Here is a 15,454-nt window from a genome sequence, read left to right as displayed (position 1 = left end):
CTCAAGCCGATGGAGGGCGTTCGGGTCCTCGAGGTCGCACAGTTCACGTTCGTCCCGGCGGCCGGGGCCATCCTCGCCGACTGGGGCGCCGACGTCATCAAGGTGGAACACCCGGTGCGCGGCGACACCCAGCGCGGTTTCATCAACATGGGCGGCTTCCAGCTCGACCCGAACCGGCATCCGCTGATCGAGCACCCCAACCGCGGCAAGCGCAGCGTCGGCATCGACGTCTCGACCCCGGGCGGCCAGGAGATCCTCTACGAGATCGCCAAGACCGCGGACGTGTTCCTCACCAACTACATGCCGGCGCAACGGCAGAAGAACAAGTTCGACGTGGAACACATCCGGGCGGTGAACCCCAACATCATCTACGCGCGCGGCAGCGCCTACGGCGACAAGGGCCCGGAGCGGGACACCGGCGGCTTCGACGGCACAGCGTTCTGGACCCGCAGCGGTGTCGGCCATGCATTGACGCCCGAGGCGATCGGCGGCGCACTGTCGCAGGGCATCCCGGCGTTCGGCGACTCGATCGGCGGCATGAACATCGCCGGCGGTATCTCGGCCGCGCTGTTCCACCGGGAGCGCACCGGCGAGACCGCCGAGATCGACGTGTCGTTGCTGAGCACCGCGTGGTGGGCCGCCGGCGCCAGCGTCACCCAGGGCATGGAGACCGGCGAGACAATGCGCTCGTTGATGCCCGGTGACGTCGGCTCGGTCAACCCGTTCATGGCCAACTACCAGACCTCCGACGGCGGCACCATCAACCTGTGCATCGTCAGCCCGACGGGTTACATCCGGGATACCTTCGAACACCTCGGTCTGCCCGAACTGGCCGACGATCCGCGGTTCAACGACGTCATGCCGCTCATCGAGAACGCCGAGGCCGCCGCCAAGCTGATCGCCGAGGCCATCGCGAGCAAGCCGTTCGAATACTGGCGCCAGCACCTGAAGTCGATGCGCGGGCAGTGGGCACCGTTCCAGAGCCTGGTCGACCTGGGCACCGACGAACAGGCCCTGGCCAACGACATGATCGTCGAAGTGGAGGCCGCCGACGGCGGCGAGCCGTTCAAGGTCGTCCGCGGGCCAGTGCAGTTCAACCACGAGCCGCTGGAGACCACCCGCGCGCCGCAGGCCTCCGAGCACACCGAGCTGGTGCTGATGGAACTCGGCGTCGACTGGGACCGCATCGCCGAGCTCAAAGAGGCCGGCGCCATCGCATAACGGCTCAGGGGGTCAGGACTGCCGCCCCGAACCAATGGCACAGCAGAAGCGCGACTTCCACGTCCAGCCGGTCATCGGTGATCGGTCGCCCACGCCGGGCCGTGGCGCGTTGCACTCGGTATTTCACCGAGTTGAAGTGCAGATGGAGCTCTCCGGCCGCGGCCTTGAAACTCGATCCCGCCCGGAGGAACACCCGCAGAGTCTCACGAAGTCGTTCCTCCCCTGCGCCCGCGGTGGCCAGCGGTCCGAGCACTTCGGCCACCCAGGCGCGGGCCTCGCCCAAGTCGCCGCCCGCGAGACCGGCCAACAACAGTCCCGGCTCCGCAGCGCTGACCGGGCGACCGGAAGGAGACCCCGCCGCGATCAGCACCGCGCGCGCCAGCTGAGCCTGTCGGTGCGAACGACGGAACCCCGCCACTCCCGGCAAGGGCCGGCCCGCGGCGACGCGTAGCGGGGAATCGTCGGGGACCGGCGGCAACGCGCTGTGCTCGGGGTCCACCGGGATCCAAGCCCACGCGGTCAGCCGGTCGGCCGATACGAACAGCGCGCCGTCGTGGGCGTCCAGCGCGGCGGCGCACTGGTGCACATACCGTTCCATGGTGGTCAATTCGTCCTGATCGCCAGACTCCGCACACCACAGCACGAGCGCGAGATGGACCCGACGCAGCGGGTAGCGCAGTGCGATCGAGGCCGCGTCGATGTCGATCTCGTCGTCGTTCTCCAGAACACCTCGAACCCCCGCCGCCTGCATACGGTTTCGGCTCTGTTGCCAGCGGTCGTATTCATTCTGGTAGACGCCCAGCACCTGTTGGGTGATCCAGTCGATGTAGCGGAAAGTCACCCCGAGGATCTCGTCGAAGACGTCAAGCTGACGTTGCGCATCCAGTTCGGAATCCCGAACCTCCTGGAGCAGGATATTGAGAACCACCTGGTGGCCGATCCGGTAGGCGCGCACCAACGCATTCGCCGACACGTCTCGCTGCGCAAGCCGCCGCGCATACTCCAGCGCGGCCGTCGGCGCCTCGACGTGCTCCACCGGGATGCCGTGGCGGATCGCCGAGAACACGGTGTCGATGTTGGCGGCGACGTTGTCCCGCATCAACTGCACCAGTTGGGCATCACCGCGCAGATCGGCGATTTCGTCCATCAGCACGCGCTGAGTTTGCGCGGTGACCTCGTCGACCTTGCTGTGCAACGTGCTGATCACCGCGGTGACCGATGCAGCGGCGGAACCGTCGTCCCTGCGCTCCGGCGTCATGAGGCGGACCCTACTGCAAAGTTTGTCTCCTGGAGACAAATGCGGCGCAGCGTCTGGTGCCCCGAAGACATGGCCACCGCCCCAGGGCATCCCTAACGTTTGTACTCAGCGGTTCCCAGCCGCCACCCTAGCCATCGAGAGTTCTGGAGCAGCCATGTCCATCACAGCACTCGACGACACAGCGCCGGCGTCGCCCGCGCGGCAGGCGCTTCCGGACCCAGGCGCGCCCGTGCCCAAGCTGGCCCTGCCGACGGTGGCGATCCTCGTGATCGGCTGGACGACGTTCGTGGCCTCGACCGTCGGCTACGTCCAGGGCTGGCTGCCGGCCTGGGCCACCATCGCGATGAACGCCGTCGTGACGTTCGTGATGTTTACTGTCAGCCACGACGCCATCCACTACGCGGTCAGCAGCACCCGCTGGATCAACCGACTCGTCGGCCGGGCAGCGTTCGTGCTGGTGGTGCCGATCATCTCGTTCCCGACGTACGCGTTCATCCACATCGAACACCATCGGCACGCCAACGACGATGAACTGGACCCCGACGCCTGGGCCTCCCATTCGCGGTGGTGGCAGATGCCGTTGCGTTGGCCCTTCCCCGAACTGTTGTACGGCGGATTCATCCTGCGGACCTTGCGAAGCCGACCGAGAGCCGAGATCGCCGAGACAGTCGGGATGCTGGTCGTCAGCCTGCTCGGGTTGACCGCCGCGATCGTGACCGGGCACTTCTGGACGCTGGCGGTGGTCTTCCTCATCCCGCAGCGCATCGGGCTGATCGTCCTGGTCTGGTGGTTCGACTGGCTGCCGCACCACGGACTGGCCGACACCCAACGCAGCAACCGCTACGGCGCGACGCGCGCCCGGGTAGGCATGGAGTGGCTGTACACCCCCCTGATGCTGTCGCAGAACTACCACCTGGTGCATCACCTGCACCCCTCGGTGCCGTTCTACCGCTACCGCAAGACCTGGCACCGCAATGAGGAGGCCTATCTGGACCGCGACGCCGCGATCACCACGGTGTTCGGTCAGCACCTCAACGCCGGCGAGTACCGGGAATGGAAGCGGCTCAACCGCAAGCTCGGGCGGGTGGTGCCGGTCCACATGCCGCCGCGCTCGAGCGCCCCGCACGCCGTGCTGCACCGCGTTCCGGTGGCCTCGGTGGACCCGATCACCGAGGACAGCACCCTGGTCACCTTCGCCGTGCCCGAAGCGCTGCGTGACGAATTCCGGTTCGAGCCGGGCCAGCACGTCACGGTTCGCACCAACCTCGGCGGTGAAGGGATCCGCCGCAACTACTCGATCTGCGCTCCGGCCACACGTGCCCAGCTGCGGATTGCGGTCAAACACATTCCCGGAGGCGCATTCTCGAGCTTCGTCGCCACCCAGCTCAAAGCCGGTGACGTGTTGGAGCTGATGACGCCCACCGGACGGTTCGGCACACCGCTGGATCCGCTGGCGCAACGGCACTACGTGGGTCTGGTGGCCGGCAGCGGAATCACCCCGGTGCTGTCGATCCTGGAAACTGTGCTGGAGATCGAGACCGAAAGCCGGTTCACGCTGATCTACGGCAACCGCACCAAGGATTCGACCATGTTCCGGCACGATCTGGCCCGGCTGGAGTCCCGCTACGTCGATCGCCTGGAGATCAAGCACGTGCTGTCCGAGGAGCCGCTGCACACCCCGGAACTGCGCGGTCGGATCGACGCGGACAAGCTTCAGCGTTGGTTGACCAGCAGTCTGCGCCCCGACACCGTCGACGAGTGGTTCGTGTGCGGTCCACTCGGTATGAGCACCGCGGTGCGTGACGCCTTGACCGGCCACGGTGTCGACCCAGATCGCATCCACCTCGAGCTGTTCACCGGCTATCCGGTCGGCGCCGCGCCCAACCGTGACTACGACGCCGCGACAGTGACTTTCACGCTCTCCGGACAGCAGGAGACGGTCGAACTCGCCGCCGGCGACTCCATCCTGGAAGCCGCCTTGCAGCGGCGCAGCGACGCGCCCTACTCATGCATGGGTGGCGCCTGCGGCACTTGCCGGGCGAAACTCACCCGCGGCACGGTGGAGATGGACCAGAACTTCGCGCTCGGTACGGCCGAACTGGCCGCCGGCTATGTCCTGACCTGTCAGGCGCACCCGACCAGCCCGACGGTGGCGGTGGACTACGACGCCTTCTTCGCCGGCGAGTAGTTCGGCTTGCCGAGGCCCAACACGTGCTGGGCGATCATGTTGCGGAACACCTCCAGGGTGCCGCCGTAGATCCCCGCCAGCGGCGCAAACCTGTACAGGTACTCCGACTTTCCGTCGTCGAGGGTGCCGTCGGTCTCGATCGGCAGCACCGATGCGGGGCCGGCGATATCCAGCAGGTCCGGGCCGATGTCGCGCATCGTCTGCGCCTGGGCCACCCGGCCGAAGATGCTCGGCGTCGACAACGCCGCCTCGAGCCGCGCCGCGCTGCGGCCCAACCGGTAGGCCACCGCGCCGTCGTCGATGCGCCGCCGACCGTGGGCATCCGGCCGGGTGGTCGAGGCCGCGACGGCATCCAGGGCGGCGGACATGAAGCCGGCCTGATGCGCCATGATCGCGACGTCGTCCAAACCGTCGGGGGTCGAGGGCACCGCGCCGTGCTCGGCGTCCAGCGGTCCGCGCAGCACGGCCCAGCCGCCGTTGGCCTCACCCAGCAGATACTTCTCGTCCACGCGGACATCGCTGTAGTAGACGATGTTGGTGCGGTCACCGTCGACGGTGCGGATGCCCTGGATTTCGATGCCGGGTAGATCCAGCGGCACCAGGAACATGCTCAGGCTCTTGTGCTTGGGCGCTTCCGGATCGGTGTTGGTGATCAGGAAGACGTACTGGCAGTTGTGCGCGCCGGTGGTGAACATCTTGGCGCCGTTGATCACCCACTGATCGCCGTCGCGGACCGCGCGGGTCTTGCAGGTCGCGATGTCCGAACCGCCCTCGGGCTCGGTGTAGCCCAGGCACATCCGGACGTGGCCGCTGAAGACCTTGGGCAGCACTTCGGCCACCAGTTCCGGCTTGGCCGAGGCCTGCACCGCCCGCGCCACCAGCGCCGTGGTCCCCCAGGTCACCCACGGGACGTGGGCGCGCCGCTTCTCCAACTGCCAGATGCGACGCCGGACCCGGCTGAACCCGCCCTCCTCCTCGGGCTTCCATTCCTTCTCCAGATAGCCCGCGGCGCCGAGCGCCAGGTGCACGCCCTCGTCGAAGTTGTCGCCGGTCTCGCGGTCACGGCGACGCACCTCCTCGGTGACGTGCTCGGCCAGGAACGCCCGCACCTCGTCGCGGAACGCCCGGTCCTCGTCGCTGAGTTCGACGGTACTGAAATCCATTGCCCAATATCCCCTTACGCCGACGCGGCTTCGCGGTCGGCCACAATCTGCGCCACCTGCTTGGCGGCCTCACCGGGATCGCCGCCGGCCAGGGCCCAGCCGCGCGCCCGCACCAGGTAGGCCGTCGCCGCGGCCTCCACCGACACCCCGAGGCCGCCCTGGATGTGGACGGCCATGGTGGCGGCCTTCGGGGCTTCCTCGGCCATGAACACGAAGGCGCAGCCGGGGAGTTCGGCCCGCTCGTCGGGCTCGTTGTCCAGGAACCAGGCCGCGCGGCGCGCCAGGTTGCGGCCGCCCTGCACCGTGATCGCCATGTTGGCCAGCGGATGCGAGATGGCCTGCAGCGTCGAGATCGGAACACCCAGGGTGTAGCGACTCTTCGCAAACTCGGCGGCGATGTTCATCGTCTGCTCCACCAGGCCGGCCAGCGCGGCGGCGGTCAGCACCCGCCACTCGTCCAGCGCCCGCTGATAGGCGGCCACCGCGTCGGCGCCCGCGCCCAGGACCGTGCGCCGATCCGCGTCCGCGGGGTCCACCCACGCCATGGGCAGCCGGCCGAGGTTCTCGACTCGGTCGGGGCGGGCGTCGTAGCCCAGCAGCACCACTTCGTCGCCGTCGCGGGCAACGATCTGGTCGGCCACCGCAGCGGACGCGATCAGGCGCCGACCCGGGGTTCCCGCGTCCTGGGCGTCGAAGGCCAGCAGTTGTGTGCCCGCCACCGCGTCGGCGAGTTCGTCGGTGCTGCCGCCGAGGCGCGCCCACAACCGGGCCGCGCAGACGTGGTCGATCCACGGCACCGGCGCCACGGCGCGCCCTACTTCCTCGGCCACCAGGGCCAGGTCGACCAGCGTCGCGCCGTCGCCGCCGACATTCTCGGCGAGCGCCATCGACGTGGCACCGGTGGCGCACAGCCGTTCCCACAAGCTCTTGTCGAACCCGGATTCCTCGGCGGCCCAGACCACTTCGATCGAACTGTGCGTTTCGAAGAACTGGCGGTAGGCCGTCTGCAGATCCTGGTGGTCCTCGCTGAGGCTGTAATCCAGCCTCCGCAACTCGTAACGGTCCATGCGATTACTGCTCCTGGGTTTCGAAGAAGAACTTCTCGGCGTTGTTGTAGAGGTAGTTGTCCAGCACCTCCGGCGGAAGGTCGAGGGCCTTGGCCTCGGGGACCACGCGGTGCTGCCGCAGCACCGGCCAGTCCGAGGCGAAGATCACCTTGCCGCTGCCGCGGGTGCGCATGAAATGCAGCAGCTCCTGAGGTAGGCGCTTGGGCGACCAGGCCGACGTCATCAGGCGCAGGTTCTCGTACTTGATCAGCATCCGAATGGCGATGTCCCACCAGGGATCCGCGCCGTGAATCATGCACAGCTTCAGCTCGGGGAAGCGCACGCAGACCCGGTCCAGGTGGATCGGATTCTGCACTTCACCCGGAATCGGCGGGCCGGGGATTCCGGTGTTGACGCACAGCGGCAGCTCCAGCTCGGCGCACTTCGCATACAGCGGGTAGTACACGGCGTCGCTGGGCGGGTACTGTCCGTCGCCCCAGAAGCTTGGGCCGACAACGGAATACGCCACGGGAAGGTCGGCGGCCACCGCGGTGAGTTCGCGCAGGGAGGCCACCGGGCGCAGCAAGTTCACCCCGCCCATCGCCAGCGCGAATCGTTCCGGCTTGGCCTCGACGAACTTGCGCGCCGTCACCGACGGTTTGGCCAGGTTGTCCATCAGGATGGCCTTGGTCACGCCGTGCTCGTCCATCTCGTCGATCAGCTCGGCGAGGTCCACGGGGTCGAACATGGACTTGGGGCCCTTGAAGTAGTCGTCGCGGACCTTGGTCATGAATTTTGGTTGCACCTCGGTCTCACCGAAGTGGACGTTGACCAGACAGTCGATGGTCCGGCCGCCGGGGGCCCTCTGTGTCATCTCATTCCTCGCCTTGTACCGATACTGTTTGCAGCGCCGCCTGTTTGGCCCACCGGTAGTCCGCCTTGCCGTTACCCAGCCTGCGGACCTGTTCGACGAACAGGAACTGCTTGGGCGTCTTGAACCGGGCCAGCGCCGCCGCGCAGCAGTCCCGCAGCGCATCCGGGCCGGTTTCGGCGCCGGGCCGCAATGCCACCAGGGCGACCACCTCCTGGCCCCACCGCTCGCTGGGCCGGCCGATCACCACCGCGTCGGTGACATCGTCGTGCGCGCGCAGGACCTCCTCGACCTCCTCGACGAACACCTTCTCCCCACCGGTGTTCACCACCAGCGAGTCGCGGCCGTAGAGCCGCAGGGTGCCGTCGGTTTCGATCGCGGCGCGATCACCGGAGATCACCACCCGGATACCGTCGACCTCGGGGAATGTCCTGGCGGTGGCGGCGGCATCGTCGTAGTAGCCCAGCGGGATCCTGCCTGTGCGGGCAACCCAGCCGATCTGCGGTTCTCCCGGCTCCAGAAAGCGGCTGTAGTCCTCGGCCAGGACCAGGCCGCCGTCGCGGAAGGTGAAGGTCTCGGTGTGATGGCCGCGCTGGTTGTGACCGAAACCCATGTTGCCGGTTTCCGACGAGCCATAGCCGTTGATCAACGTCACGTTGGGCAGGTGCTCGAGCAGGGCCTGCTGGTTCTTCAGATTCGTTCCGGCGCCGCCGGTTCCGATGGCGAACAACGATCCGAGGTCGTAACTGCCCCGATCCAGTTCGGCGACGATGGGTCCGGCGTAGGCGTCGCCGACCATCGTCATGAGCCCCACCTTCTCCCGCTCCGCGGTCTGCAGCACCTCGCGCGGGTCGAACTTCTTCGAGGTGTCGTGCAGGACCACCGTCTGGCCGCTGAGCACGGCGGAGAAGGCCGTCCACAAGCCCGCGGCGTGCATCAACGGCGAGACGGCGAACCACGGAGCGCCGAGATGCTGCACCTTGTCGTGGATCTCGGTGACCGTGTCGTGGTCGGCGCCGTTCATCGACGCGACGTACATGTCCGCCTGCCGCCACAGCACGCCCTTGGGCCGCCCGGTGGTGCCGCCGGTACACACCATGATCAGGTCGTCCGGGGACGGCGTGATCGCGACGTCGGCGGGGCCGGCCGCCAATGCGTCGTCGAGCGGAACCGCGCCGGGCAACTCGGGCAGGCTGCTGCCGTCGTCGACCGAGATCAGCAGCTCGATCCCGGGCAGCACATCGGCGAACTTGGCACCCAGCGCGCGGTGATAGATGACCCCCCGGGGCTTGATGTATTCGAAAAGCTCGGCGACCTCACGCGGGGTGTAGTTGTAGTTGACGTTCACCGGGACGACCCGGGCCTTCAGGCACGCGAGCACCATGTCCGGATAGAGATCGTTGTGCATCAGCAACGCCACGCGGTCCTGGCCGCACTCCCAGCCGTTCAGCTGGTCGCGTTCCCGGTGAGCACCAAACCCGTTGGCCGCCAGATAGTTCGCCAGCAGCCGGGTGCGTTGCGCGGTCTGGGCGAAGGTGCTGCGTCGGTCGCCGCGCACGGTCATCGTGCGGTCCGGCACCACCTCGGCGATCGCGTCGAGCACCGCACCGAGTGTCCACTCAGCCATGGGCGGGACTCAGGCGCCGGACTTGTGGGCGCTCAACAGGGTAAGTGCGTTGTCGCGCATGACCATCCGGGTGTCCTCGTAGCTGAACTCGGGGAACTGCGGGATGTCGGCGGTGAACGAGGTCGGGTCCGCCAAGCCCTCGCCGTGCGGCCAGTCCGACCCGAACAGCACCTTGTCCACGCCGATGGTGTTGGCCAGCTCCTTGACGTCGTCCTCGTAGTACGGCGCAATCCAGACGTTGTTGCGCAGCTGCTCCACCGGGTCTTCCTTGTAGTGGTACGGAGCGTTGTTCGCGGACTTTTTGAGCCGCTTGATCAGCCGGTACACGAAGTAGGAGCCGTTCTCGATGCTCACCACCTTCAGCTTGGGATGCCGGGTGAACACCTGGTGCACGATCATCGAGGCGATGGTGTCGTGGATGGGGCGGTCGTCCATGATGACCATGTCGAGCGGATCCCGCTTACCGAATCCCTTGAAAACCCCGCTGCCGCCCCACAATGCGGGGATCGCCATGTATCCGGAGTCGGACAGGTGGAAGACCACCGGTACGCCGGCCTCGGCCAGACGGGCCCACACCGGGTCGTGCAGCGGATCACCGAGCGAGCGGGGCCGCACTTCGCCCGGCACGGGCGCGGGCCGCACACACACCAGCTTGGCGCCCCGCCCCAGGACGAATTCGACCTCCTCGACGGCCTTTTCCGGGTCTGCCAACGAGATGATCGGCGCGCTCAGGATGCGGTGGTCCGGCCGGTCGAAGCCCCAGTCCTCGTCGAGCCACAGGTTGAAGGCGTGCACCGAGGCCATGGTGGCCGGGATGTCGTGCTTGAGGCCCTCCTCGACGCCGCAGGCGAAAGTTGGCAGCATGAACACCGTTTCGAGGTTCTGCTGATCCAGGATCTTCACGCGGGCCTCGCGGTTCTGATACTCGGGATGATCGGCGAGTCGATCGACCTTCATCAGCGACGCCGGATCGACGCCCTCGGGTATCTCACCGCGGAACAGCAGGTCCAGGCAGCCCGGTTCGATGATCGGGTCGAAGGTGGGATTGGGGATGAAGTGGTTGACCACGCCGCCGAACACCGCCAGGGTGCGCTTGCCGTCCTGCACCATCTGCACGCCGCGGCTACGGAACTCCTTGGGCAGGTGCCGGGTGAAGGCGTCCAGCGGCTCGTAGTAGTGGTTGTCGACGTCGATGGCCCGATAGTCGAGTTTGGCCGGTGCCGGCCGCTCCAGCGTTGTCATCGCGGATGTCCTCTCAGTCCGTTTCATCTTGGGACGCCTGCGCGCCCAACGGCGGAAAATTGGGGGAACGCTTCTCGAAGAAGGCGGTGATGCCCTCCAGAAAGTCGGTCCGCGTCATCGAGTCGTGCATGAGCTTTTCGGCCTTGTTGCTCGTCTCGATCATCGGCAGGCCGGCGTCGGCATACAACTGCTGCTTCATGATCGCCATGGAACTCGGGGCGCAGTTGGCCGCCATGTCCTCGGCGTAGGCCAGCGTGCGCTCCATCAACTGCTCGGGGGCCACGACCTCTTTGACCAACCCGAGCTGCGCCGCCTCCTCGGCCAGGAAGGTGCGGCCGGACAGCAGCAGATCCACCGCCGCACCCCAACCGATCAGCCGCGGCAGAATCCAGGAGATGCCGTACTCGGCGATCAGGCCGCGCCGGGCGAACGAGGTGGTGAACTTCGCGCCCGCCGCGGCGAAGCGGACGTCGGCCATCAACGCCTGTGAGAGCCCCATCCCGGCGACCGCGCCGTTGATGGCGGCGATGACGGGCTTGGAGACCTGGGTGAGGAAGTACGGGTGCTTGCCGGCGACCAGCGCGCTGACGTCGGTCTTGCCGGCCGATTCGACGGTGGTCGCCGAGATGGTGTCCAGGCCGCCCATGTCCGCGCCGGCGCAAAATGCCCGCCCGCGCCCGGTCATGACGATGACGCGGACCTGCGGGTCGGCCTCGGCCTGTTCGATATAGGAGTAGAACCCCGAGGCCAGCGCCCCACCCCAGGCGTTCATCCGTTCCGGACGATTGAAGGTCAGGACCGCGACGCCGGAGTCCCGGACCTCGTAGAGCACCGCCGGAGCCGGTTCGGTCAGCTCGTCGCTAGCGGAAACGCCATCGGCAACGCTCATCGAGAGCAGCCTCCTCGATCGGTCGGGGCAGGACACCGGCGGTTGTGTAACACATACTGTATACCTATCGGTACTGCGTTCTGCAACTGCCCGCCGCCGCCCCACGCCAAGGCTGAAATCAGCTGTTGAGCGGCAGCTTTGCGCCGAGTCCGGGCCCCCGCCCACACCGTCACGGCGCGGCATTCCCCGGCGCCCGGGTGAAGGTCTCGTCGCCGCGTTCTCGCGCGTGCCGGCCGGAAGAAAAAAGGGAGAGTCTAGAGCAGACAGGCGGCCCGTGGGGTGCTTCCCCTGTGACGAATTTAGGGTAGCCAAACCTCTTGTGTCTCAGGTCACCCTCAGTTAGCGTTCACGAGTCTCACAGACTCTGCTCATCACTCGCACAGGAGAACCAGTGGAAAATTCCACCCTCATCGACGTCGACGGCGACGCCTCGTCGTCACGTTCCCGCCGGGCCAAGGCCCTGGTGGCCGGCGTCGCGGTGGCGAGCGCCGGAGCGCTCGCCCTGACCCCAGTAGCGGTCACCCCTGACCTGCCCGAGGTCCAAGTGAATCGGGCGGACGCCTACGGGCTTTCGGCGTTCCAGAACCCGTTCGAGGTGTGGGGCGACACTGCTGAAAACACGTTCGGCACCCTGTTCACCACCATTCCGGGGCGGGTGTCGCTGCTCGAGGCCGTCTCGGTCGCGAACACCAAGCTGGCGACGGCGCTGAGTCGGCCGGACGTCCAGGCGCAGTTCGCCGCCGTGTTGGGCAACGTGACCGATCCGGACCGCATCACAACGACGCTGGCGGCCTTGCCGGGTTACGCCCAGCGCTTCAGCGCCGCCGGCGCGGGTGCCCTCGAGACGTTCCAAGTGGCGTTGGCGGGCCTGCCCGGCGTGCTCGAGCAGGCCGCCGCAGCGCTCGCGGACGGCGACATCGTCGAAGCATTCGGCGAGATCAACGAGTGGTTCCTGGCAGACATCTTGTCGGGCGGGCGCGCAGAGTATCTGGACGCCCTGCGGGTTCCCGGCGACTTCTTCGACTCCCTCGGGATCGAGCCGCTGGCCCGCATTCTTGGCACCAGCTGGATGGCGACGCCTCTTCCCAATGGCCAACTAGATGGTCCCGGCTTACTTTCGCGCGGAGTGATCGGCAACTTCGGCCGGGCCCTGCTGGCCCCGCAGGTCACCGCGATCTTCCAGACGCTTGAGATCGTGGACGACGCCATGACGGCGCTGAACGAAGGGGATTTCGAGACCGCCGCGAGCTCACTGATCAACGCTCCGGCGAAGATCACGAACGCGTTCCTCAACGGCTTCAAGCCGAAGTTCGTCGAGGACGGGTCGATTCCTTCCGGTCCCGGCCAGAACTTCCCTGGCCTTTTCAGCAAGGACAGCACGTTCGACTTCTTCCTCCGCCAAGTCCCGGAGAAGGTCGCCGAGGCCCTGACTGTCGGCCGCCCGTTGACGGAAACGGACGCTGAGGTCACCTCCGAATCGTTCACAAGGCTGGCCTCGGACGCGCCGAACGTCTCTCCGTCCAATCGCAAGCTCGTCGCGGTCGCGACCGATACCGAGGCACCGGCCAAGGATCCGTCGCTTCCACCTGCGGACCCCGGCGTTGAAGCGCCCGACACCGACGACCTGGTCGTCGACGAGGGTGACGCCACCGACCCGAAGCCGGTGAGCACCAAGGACCGCCTCAAGCAGATCCGCGAACAGTCCGCCGAGCAGCGCGCCGAGCGTGCCGAGAAGGCCCGCGCCGCCGTTGACCGGGTGCGTTCCAACATCCGCAAGGGCCTCGGCATCTCCGAGAAGTCCAAGGACAGCGACTCGGACGGCGATGGGGCCGGCCAGGCCTCGGGTGGTTCCGACAACAGCGACAAGAGCACGGATACTGGCGGCTCCGAGGAATAGCACTCGCTGACCGCAGCACCAGCGCCGTGTCACCTGATGGGTGGCGCGGCGCTGGTTTTTTGCGTTGGGCCCCTGGGCTTTTGAGGTTCGGATCAGTAGTTCTACGGGCGCTCCGACCGTCACAGAAGCGGGGCATTTTAAGGCATTAGCACGGAAAATGGCGGCCCCCCTAAGCGGACTTACTTAGGTTAGGCATGCCTCTTGTGCCACAGGTTAGGCACAGCTAACATTCAGCCGGATCACAGAATTTTTTCGACGTCACAACCAGGAGAAAACGTGCAACAACCCGCTCGTGTCGAATCACCGGATTGCGGCTACACCGCGCCGATCACGACCCGCTCCCGCCGCACCAAGGCCGCGGTGGCCGGGGTCGCGATGGTGAGCGCCGGCGCGTTGGCGCTGACCCCCGTAATGGTCACGCCCACGCTGCCCGACACGACGATCGAAGCTCGGTCCTCGGCCGTCGCGCTTTCGGCGTCGGCGTTCGACAGCGCGGTAACCCCATACAGTCAGCTGCTGCAGAACCTGTACGGCGAGATCGTGGCCGGGCGCTGGGTCGATGAGCGGGTAACGGATCCGGAGTCCGAAACCGGCTACGACTGGGTCGCGAAGTGGCAGACGTCGCTGATCAGTAACGTTTCCAACGCCTCGAACAACCTGGTCCAGGCCTTGGCCGATCCCACGGTCCACACCGGGTTCGCCAACGCCGTCCAGAATCTGGGTGACCCGGAACGCCTCCTCGGTGTGCTCGGCAAGTTGCCTGAGTACGCAGAGCGCCTCACGGCCTCGGGCGACCTCGGCGGCGACTTCCTCCAGAACGCCATCACCACACTGCTCTTCGGTGATGACGAGCAGGACGGGGCACTGCCGCGGACGCTGGCACTACTATCCGAAGGCAAGTTCTTCGCCGCCTTCAGCGAGATCAACTACTGGTTTTTGGTCGAAGGGCTTTCCGCCGGACGCCAGTCCCAGATCGACGGTGGTCTCCTCAGCCTGCCGGGTGACATCTTGTTGGATCTCGGACTCGAGCCGTTGGCGAACGTGATTGGCCACTCCTCGATGGAGGATTACGGCCTCAGCGCCAACGACGGTCTGTTGGGTCGTTCGGCGATCGGCAACCTGGGTCGGGCGTTGATGGCCCCGCCGATCACCGCGATCTTCCAGACCATGGAGATCCTCGACGACGTGCAGAAGTTCGTCCGCGAGGAGAGCTACGACCTGGCCATCGCCGAGCTGGTCGCCGCGCCGGCGAAGATCACCGGCGCCTTCCTCGTCGGCTACGTGCCGGGTCCGCTGAAGGACTTCTCGATGGAGGCCGGCCGCGGCCAGGCGTTCCCCGGGATCTTCTCGCCGACCGGCCCGCTCGACTTCGCGTTCAATCAGATCCCCAACGAAATCGTGAAGGGCCTGCGGGCTCAGAAGATTCAGCCCGTAGAGGATAACCCCGAAGACGAGGCCGGGGGCGCCGGCGTGTCGCCGTCGGTCGCAACGCTGGCATCGGTGACGGACACCGACGTCGGCCGCAAGAGCGTCACCGTGGACGTCGATGTCCCCACCGCGACCGACACCGTCGACAACACCGATGCGGGCACGGACGAACTCCCCGTCGAGGAGACCGCTGCGGAAGACAGTGCCGCCGGTGAGACCGCCGACGAGGCCAAGGCGCTCACCACCCGGGATCGCCTCAAGCAGGTGCGCGAGCAGTCCGCCGAGAAGCGCGCCGAGCGTGCCGAGAAGGCCCGCGCCACCGTCGACCGGGTGCGTTCCAACATCCGCAAGGGCCTCGGGATCTCCGACAAGTCCAAGAGCAGCGATGCGGATACCAAGGGCGCCGGCGCTTCGGATTCTGACTCCAAGTCCGACTCCGGCTCCGATTCCAAGTCTGACTCGAAGTCGAAGTCCAAGGACAGCGGCTCGGACAGCGGCTCGGACAGCGGTTCGGACGACTAGCAGTAGCTGATCACCGGTACCAGCGCCGCGTCACCCACCAGGTGGCGCGGCGCTGGTCCATTTTCGGGCCGGGCCACCTGACGAGCGCTCATCGTTGTACGC

11 protein-coding genes are annotated in these 15,454 nt (G+C 66.9%); 4 read left to right on the top strand and 7 right to left on the bottom strand.

Annotated elements, in window-relative coordinates; genetic code table 11:
* The first annotated feature begins 9 nt into the window (after window positions 1–9).
* Window positions 10–1,221 (top strand): CaiB/BaiF CoA transferase family protein, encoded by a 1,212-nt coding sequence (locus R2K23_RS02885; RefSeq protein ID WP_316517021.1) that lies wholly within the window; start codon window positions 10–12, stop codon window positions 1,219–1,221.
* Window positions 1,222–1,225: 4 nt separating this feature from the next.
* Here the strand turns inward: R2K23_RS02885 and R2K23_RS02880 are convergent, their stop codons facing one another.
* The gene (locus R2K23_RS02880; RefSeq protein WP_316514108.1) at window positions 1,226–2,479 is read right to left on the bottom strand and encodes a PucR family transcriptional regulator; all 1,254 of its coding nucleotides are present in this window, start codon (window positions 2,477–2,479) and stop codon (window positions 1,226–1,228) included.
* 154 nt (window positions 2,480–2,633) lie between these two features.
* Here R2K23_RS02880 and R2K23_RS02875 point away from each other — a divergent pair, with 154 nt between their 5' ends.
* The gene (locus tag R2K23_RS02875; protein WP_316514107.1) at window positions 2,634–4,667 is read left to right on the top strand and encodes a fatty acid desaturase; all 2,034 of its coding nucleotides are present in this window, start codon (window positions 2,634–2,636) and stop codon (window positions 4,665–4,667) included.
* Here R2K23_RS02875 and R2K23_RS02870 read toward each other — a convergent pair.
* From R2K23_RS02870 to R2K23_RS02845, 6 genes are read right to left on the bottom strand one after another with little or no spacing between them, the layout of a single operon-like run.
* Entirely contained in the window at window positions 4,640–5,830 is a 1,191-nt protein-coding gene (locus tag R2K23_RS02870) for an acyl-CoA dehydrogenase family protein (protein WP_316514105.1), read from the bottom strand. The two genes, R2K23_RS02875 and R2K23_RS02870, sit on opposite strands and share 28 nt — an antisense overlap.
* A 14-nt stretch (window positions 5,831–5,844) precedes the next feature.
* Window positions 5,845–6,897 carry an acyl-CoA dehydrogenase family protein gene (locus tag R2K23_RS02865; protein ID WP_316514102.1) on the bottom strand — a complete coding sequence of 351 codons (1,053 nt, stop codon included), beginning with the start codon at window positions 6,895–6,897 and terminating at the stop codon, window positions 5,845–5,847.
* A 4-nt stretch (window positions 6,898–6,901) separates the two neighbouring features.
* Window positions 6,902–7,750 carry an amidohydrolase family protein gene (locus R2K23_RS02860; RefSeq protein WP_316514100.1) on the bottom strand — a complete coding sequence of 283 codons (849 nt, stop codon included), beginning with the start codon at window positions 7,748–7,750 and terminating at the stop codon, window positions 6,902–6,904.
* A gap of 1 nt (window position 7,751) precedes the next feature.
* Window positions 7,752–9,374 carry an acyl-CoA synthetase gene (locus R2K23_RS02855; protein WP_316514098.1) on the bottom strand — a complete coding sequence of 541 codons (1,623 nt, stop codon included), beginning with the start codon at window positions 9,372–9,374 and terminating at the stop codon, window positions 7,752–7,754.
* A 9-nt stretch (window positions 9,375–9,383) separates the two neighbouring features.
* Window positions 9,384–10,616: an amidohydrolase family protein gene (locus R2K23_RS02850; RefSeq protein ID WP_316514096.1), complete on the bottom strand. Its 1,233-nt coding sequence runs from the start codon at window positions 10,614–10,616 to the stop codon at window positions 9,384–9,386.
* Window positions 10,617–10,629: 13 nt separating this feature from the next.
* A complete protein-coding gene (locus tag R2K23_RS02845) occupies window positions 10,630–11,505 on the bottom strand; it encodes an enoyl-CoA hydratase (protein ID WP_316514095.1) in 876 nt (291 codons plus the stop codon).
* A 463-nt stretch (window positions 11,506–11,968) separates the two neighbouring features.
* On the opposite strand from R2K23_RS02845, the gene R2K23_RS02840 reads away from it, so the two are divergent.
* Together R2K23_RS02840 and R2K23_RS02835 are read left to right on the top strand one after the other, a co-directional pair.
* Window positions 11,969–13,402, top strand: a complete 1,434-nt coding sequence (locus R2K23_RS02840) for a hypothetical protein (protein WP_316514094.1) — start codon at window positions 11,969–11,971, stop codon at window positions 13,400–13,402.
* Between the two features lie 276 nt (window positions 13,403–13,678).
* Window positions 13,679–15,352 (top strand): hypothetical protein, encoded by a 1,674-nt coding sequence (locus R2K23_RS02835; RefSeq protein ID WP_316514092.1) that lies wholly within the window; start codon window positions 13,679–13,681, stop codon window positions 15,350–15,352.
* The last annotated feature ends 102 nt before the right edge of the window (window positions 15,353–15,454 follow it).

This window comes from Mycolicibacterium sp. MU0050 (genome assembly GCF_963378085.1).
GTDB classification, from domain to species: domain Bacteria; phylum Actinomycetota; class Actinomycetes; order Mycobacteriales; family Mycobacteriaceae; genus Mycobacterium; species Mycobacterium wendilense.
The sequence above is the reverse complement of the archived record's forward strand: the minus strand, read 5'-3'. Positions and strand labels throughout refer to the sequence as shown.